At 42.5% G+C, this 6000-nt stretch carries 5 protein-coding genes; 2 read left to right on the top strand and 3 right to left on the bottom strand.

Features of this window, described 5'->3' with window-relative positions; genetic code table 11:
* Positions 1-314: 314 nt before the first annotated feature.
* The 3 genes from IS446_RS12975 to IS446_RS12965 form a co-directional block, all read right to left on the bottom strand.
* Entirely contained in the window at positions 315-848 is a 534-nt protein-coding gene (locus IS446_RS12975; RefSeq protein WP_203061174.1) for an NAD(P)H-dependent oxidoreductase, read from the bottom strand.
* Positions 849-963: 115 nt separating this feature from the next.
* Positions 964-2358 carry a tetratricopeptide repeat protein gene (locus tag IS446_RS12970; protein ID WP_203061173.1) on the bottom strand — a complete coding sequence of 465 codons (1395 nt, stop codon included), beginning with the start codon at positions 2356-2358 and terminating at the stop codon, positions 964-966.
* Positions 2358-3095, bottom strand: coding sequence for a beta-ketoacyl-ACP reductase (locus IS446_RS12965; RefSeq protein ID WP_203061172.1), 738 nt, complete (start codon positions 3093-3095; stop codon positions 2358-2360). The genes IS446_RS12970 and IS446_RS12965 overlap by 1 nt, the downstream gene beginning before the upstream one ends.
* A gap of 418 nt (positions 3096-3513) precedes the next feature.
* On the opposite strand from IS446_RS12965, the gene IS446_RS12960 reads away from it, so the two are divergent.
* The gene (locus IS446_RS12960; protein WP_203061171.1) at positions 3514-5043 is read left to right on the top strand and encodes a sodium:solute symporter family transporter; all 1530 of its coding nucleotides are present in this window, start codon (positions 3514-3516) and stop codon (positions 5041-5043) included.
* Between the two features lie 34 nt (positions 5044-5077).
* Positions 5078-5998 carry an alpha/beta fold hydrolase gene (locus tag IS446_RS12955; RefSeq protein WP_203061170.1) on the top strand — a complete coding sequence of 307 codons (921 nt, stop codon included), beginning with the start codon at positions 5078-5080 and terminating at the stop codon, positions 5996-5998.
* Positions 5999-6000: the final 2 nt, after the last annotated feature.

The raw sequence follows: 6000 nt of genomic DNA, 5'->3' as shown, positions 1-6000 counted from the left end.
CCTGGTGTAGGCGGGGTGGTTCTCCTCAAATTCAACGTCTGTGTAATTATCGAACGATCCTCTTCCCCTGCCAGGGGAAGGTGTCAGCGCTTCCGACGCTGACGGAAGGGGTATTTAAAATTGACCCAAAGGCTCACTATAAAAACAGAGCTACCCTCTCCTTCCCAAGGAGGGGTGTCAGTGCATGGCACTGACGGTGTGGTTTGTTCAAACATCAACATCTTATTACTAAAAAACGATCTCCTCCCCCTGATCCAGGGGAAGGTTTCGGTATTGCGAGCGCTGACGGCTTGGTTATAGCCCCAAGGTCCCGATTACTCCCCCTTCATAAAACTTTCCAGTTTCTCGCTGTGTTCTTTGTTTAAAGCTTCGTCTGAAATTACCTGCTGCTCCTTGTCGAACGTATGGTTAAAAGATGGCAGGGAAAAGGTTTCTGCTACGTTTCCACCCGCGTGCTTAAGAGCGATCTCTACATAATTACGGGAACTTTCGGCACCACCACGCCCCGGGGAGGTACTCATTAAGTATACAGACTTTCCGGCCATAAACTCACGGTCCAGGCGCGAGAGCCAATCCAGGAAATTCTTAAAATAGGCCGACGGCCCACCATTGTGCTCGTTTACGGATAAGACTATGCGGTCGGCTTTTCTGATCTCTTCGCGGAATTCACGGAGTGAATTTTTAAATCCGGCCTCCTTTTCGGTGTCGGCACTATACATAGGGAATGGCATTCCGGCCATGTCGTACAATTGAATATCGTGGTCCTTTAGAAGGGAAACGGTATATTTTACCAATTGAAAATTGATGGAAGTAGAAGAATTACTTCCTGCAAAGGCGAGTATTTTCATAAGACAAATGGTTTATGGTGAACGATGTCCTTAAGTTACTTAAAATTACCTTGAAACAAAGGTTTCATGGAGGCAGACTCCTTATCCTTCGACCTGAGGATATAGAATTGGCTTGTTAAACCAGCTCGTAAATGGCGGTTTCAAATAATTTCAGGATGCTTTCTGAAGGTGGTGTGCGATGGGAGCTTTTAAGTGACTCCATTTCCCGATCGATCTGGTCTTTAAATTTCTTCTCGGTAAGCTGCCCTTCCTTGTACAAGGTGAGTTTGTAAAACCATTTGAAATAAGGATAACCTGAGAATTGCGAGAGCATGAGGTGTTCCTTTTCCAGGATCTTGTATTTCTTGATCAGTTTTTTAACCGTGGCATATTTCCCGGCATAGATAAGAGACTCTATATAATTCCGGAAGAACTTGGTCCAGTTGTATTCCAGAATATCTTTTTCGTAAAGGTCAAGCTGATTGGCAGCGTAGCTATATGCTTTTTCGTATTCCTTATTATGGTTATAACATCTTATAAGAGACGAAATGAACAGGGTGCGGTTATAGCGATTCGAGGTGTTTCGTGCGTAGGGGAGTGCTTCTTGCAGCAATTTCAAAGCCTTCTCTGGTCGCCCCAACTTCATAAGGTTATAGCTGTAGTTATTCAGATACATGATATAATCCGGTCCGTCCTGTTTGATGGAAAGCTCTCCAAAGTGTAGCGCCAGATCGTGTTTATGAAGTTTCATAAGTAGGAGCTGCTTATTCCCGTAGTAATTAATGAGCAATTTCCGGGAGTAATAAGCGCCGTTTACAATATCTTCTTCTATATCGCCATAATACTGTAAGGTATTTTGTATGAACCGCTGGTCCATGATGGCCAGATAGGTAAGTAATACAAGCGATTGGTAACGGTTAAGGCCATCCAGGCTCTTGTCTTCCATGTTCTTTTGCAACCATGGCAACCATCTGGACGATTTATCGGTAAGTGTATTCTTGTAATAATCTTCTACAATGTCAGAAGTGGCCTGGGTGATCCTGTTGTGAAGCTCTTTGCTGCGGGTGTACTCATCCTGGTACATATGGATAAAATTGTTGATCATCTGATAATCATTCATACGAACGCGAACCAGCAAAAAAGTAAGGTAGCTTTTTACAACTTCATAAAAGCGAATAAAGTGAAAGTGATGGGGTTGGTAATCGGTAATGAGTTTGAGAAGTTCTTTTTCTTCATCGGTGTCGATCACGTCCGATTTTATCCGGGTATCCAAATCATTAAGTCTTTGGTAGAACAGGTCGGTGTCTGTTTCCTCCAGATTGGTTTGCATCCAATGCATAAGGTGGGAGTACTTCCTTTTATTTATCGTAGTGCTGTAATCCCGTTGAAATCCACCGGAGTGGATATTGTGATAGACCGTCTCGAAAATATCAAGACGGTCTTTATCACGAAACTGCTTTCTACCATTCAGTAAGCTTACTTCATGGGGTAAAAGCGTGTCGGTATATGCTATGAACTTCTTTAATTTCATTACATTACTAATCCACCATCTACGCTTAAGGTTGTTCCTGTAATAAATTTAGCATCATCAGAAGCCAGGAATGCGTAGGCCATGGCTATGTCTTCAGGATGTCCCAGGCATCCCAGCGGCGTTTTACCTTCCAGGTCCTGTATCACTTTTTCAGGAATGGTAGTAACCATTTCGGTAGCAATAAATCCTGGCGCTACAGCATTTACTCTGATGCCCTTTCGTCCTAACTCACGTGCCCAAACTTTGGTCATCCCGATAACCCCTGACTTTGTGGCTACATAATTAGTTTGACCGAAGTTTCCGTAGAGGCCAACCACAGATGCAGCATTCAGGATCGCTCCTGAGCCTGCCTCGACCATATGAGCCGATACCAATTGGGTGCAGTTAAATACTCCGGTAAGGTTAACATCAATAACCTGTTGCCATTGTTCCGGGGTCATTTTCTTCAGGGTCGCATCCTTGGTGATCCCGGCATTATTGATCAGAACATCGATCTTACCGTGCTTAGCGATCACTTTATCTACTGCTTCAGAAACAGAATTGCGATCGGTAACGTTGACTTTTTGGAATTCCAGATCGGCTCCCTTGTGTTCTTCGAGAAGCGCAGCACCTTGTGCTTCGTTTATATCCCAGCAGATCACAGTACCTCCTCGGCTTAAGAACAGCTCTGCAGTGGACTTTCCGATACCGTTTGCTCCACCGGTTATAATAATGACTTTGTTGTTGAATTGAGACATATGTAAGATTTTTTTTCAAATCTATTTATAAAAGAACCGTGAAATCATGAGCAAATAAATATAACAAATATTGACTTATCTGATAAATAATGCAGAAAATATTGTAAAGTGCTGTAGGATAGAAGTTAGCATTGGTTTTTACTATTGTGGACTTTTGTGTTTTGCTGCTGTTCAAACGTTTGATTTTTCTTCTTCAGTAAAAATATATGCATGAATAATGAGGTTTTCCTGTTAATTTGTTAGCATTTTTTGAAATTAAGTAGCAATCATTAAAAAAAAGTCCACCCCTATTATTTTAGATATATTTTCTTGCAGCTGGTGTAATAATAATTAATATTAGCCATCAAATTATGAAAAAGATGGCATCCCTATTAAGAATGCTATAACGAGTTTATTATAAAATTGCAGAATTTATACTATGAATCAGCTTTCTCCCGGACTTACTATGGTGGCTTTGGCAGTGTTCGTGCTTTTAATGATCGGAATGGTCTTAAAGTCAAGGACAACTGCAGACAATTTAAAATCTTATGCTGTTGGGAGTCTGAGTTTCAGTCCTTTAATGGTTGCTCTTGCTCTGGCATCATCGCTTACCAGTGCGGCTACCTTTATTATTAATCCGGGTTTTATTTCATTATATGGTATGGGGGCTTATCTCGCTTTTGGGGTGGTTATGCCTCTTGCGATCTTTATAGCTCTGGTCTTTTTAATGAAGCGATTCAGGAAATATGGTGTAAATGTTGGATCACTCAGTATTGCCGACTGGGTAGGTAAACGATTTGACTCTTCATTTCTTCAAAAGTTATTTGGTGCTTTGAGCATTTTGCTCATTGCCTTCATCGTACTTATATGTGTGGGGATCACCAAAGTGATCTCAAAAGCGATAGATGTTCAAGAGCTCTATGTTCTTATCGGTCTTGTTATTGTGGTGTTCACCTATATTATGTTTGGTGGGGCAAATTCTCTTGTATACACGAATTCTGCACAGGCGGTCGTTATGGTGATCGTTGCCGGGATCTTGCTGTATTCGGGGGCTCATACTATTTTTTCAGGTGGTGGTGAGGATCTTTTTTCTCAGTTAAAAGGAATAGATCCGCAATTGGTAGAACCCTTCAATAAGACTAGTCCGTTGTTTCGCGATTTCTTCGAAGTAGTGGTTTGCAACGCGGTGATCGGGATCGCAATCGTTTGTCAGCCCCATATATTGACCAAATCACTAATGCTTAAAAAAGACAGCGAGGTAAATCGGTTCCTGTTGTATTCTATCCTCCTTTTAATACTATTCTTTTCTGTTGTATTTGTTGGATTTTACGCCAGGGCTTATTTCCCTGACCTGATGTTTGAAGGAGAGCTTCTTCAGATGGATGGGATCATTCCGGCTTTTGTAATTGCCAGATTTCCCGGATACATTAGTTTATTGCTTATCATCGGGCTCATTGCCGCAGGACTGTCTACCCTTGAAGGACTTATACAATCCCTGCCTACGTCATTAACTAACGATCTGTTCCTGCCACTTACAGGGAAAGATTCTGAGCACAGTTCGGCTATGAAGATAAACAGGGTGATCACGGTTTGTATCGCTGTTGTGGTAGTTTTCTTGTCGTACCAACAGCTGGTATCGCCCAACCTGAGTGTTGCTATTTTCGCCCAAAACGGGGTATATGCTTTTTTTAGTGCTGCCTTTGTTCCGGTGTTCTTTGGGATCTTCACTAAAACCAAAAATAAGATCATCCCGACAGTGGGAACACTTACCGCCTTACTGGTGTATTATTCGGTATACTATCTGGAGCTTACTCCCTATATGCAAGATGTAAGTCCTAAGAATCCGGCTATAGCTTCGGCCTTGTCCTTGATGTGTTCTTTTGCAGTTGCTTCGGTCATCTTTTTTTATGACCGTATTGCCGCGGGAAAAAAGGTGGTAAGTAAACCTCAAACCCTGGGAAGCAATTAACCACACAGATCAACTTAATTAGTAAACAAAACAAATGAAGTACTTCATATTATTCATCATGCTCATGCCTGTTCATTTTATTTCTTCGCAAACGATTGCGTCCGGCGCATATGCTCCCGAATCTTCTGATGTGTCTATGTTTTACAGAGAGTCAGGAGAAGGCGATAAGGTTGTGCTCATGATCCACGGACTAGGAAGTAATTCCGGTGGATTTAAAAAAATGGAGGAGCTCATTAGTGAGCAACATAAGACTGTGGTCATTGACCTTCCCGGATACGGAAATAGTGAACAGGGTAGTTTTGACCCCGGTATGGAAAATTATGCTGCACTGATCATTGAGTTTGTTCGGCAGCGCGGATATAAGGATGTGGTATTGGCCGGACATTCTATGGGTGGACAAATAGCGATGACCATCGCCATGGACCCCCGATCTCAAGCCTGGCTTCACGGACTTTTCCTGATCGCTCCCGCCGGGATCGAGACTTTTACAGCAGAAGAGAAAAGCTGGTTCATGCAATATATGACGCCAGAAATGATGTCCATGCTACCCGACGAACAAATACGCAAGAATTTCGACATCAATTTCGCAGCGGGGAAACTCCCTGAAGATGCGATGTTTATGCTGAAGGAGCGTATGGCTATAAAATCAGATCCGGATGCTTACCGAACTTATCTGGAGACCGTAAGCCGAAATGTGGAAGCCATGCTCAGCGAGCCGGTTGCCGATAAGTTTGAAAGTATTGAAGTGCCCGTATGGGTAGTTTACGGTAAACAGGATTACCTGATCCCGAATAAGATCTTGCACCCTGATATGACCCTTGAAGATCTAAAGGCTAAATGCAACTTTCCTCATGATGAGAGCAGGTTCATGACCGTAGATAACGGAGGGCATTTTTTAACCTGGGATCAGCCTGAAAAATTAGCGTTGCTCCTTATGGAGTTCGCTTCACTTTAAAA

Origin of the sequence: Robertkochia sediminum (assembly GCF_016786255.1) — a bacterium.
Classification (GTDB): domain Bacteria; phylum Bacteroidota; class Bacteroidia; order Flavobacteriales; family Flavobacteriaceae; genus Robertkochia; species Robertkochia sediminum.
The sequence above is the reverse complement of the archived record's forward strand: the minus strand, read 5'-3'. Positions and strand labels throughout refer to the sequence as shown.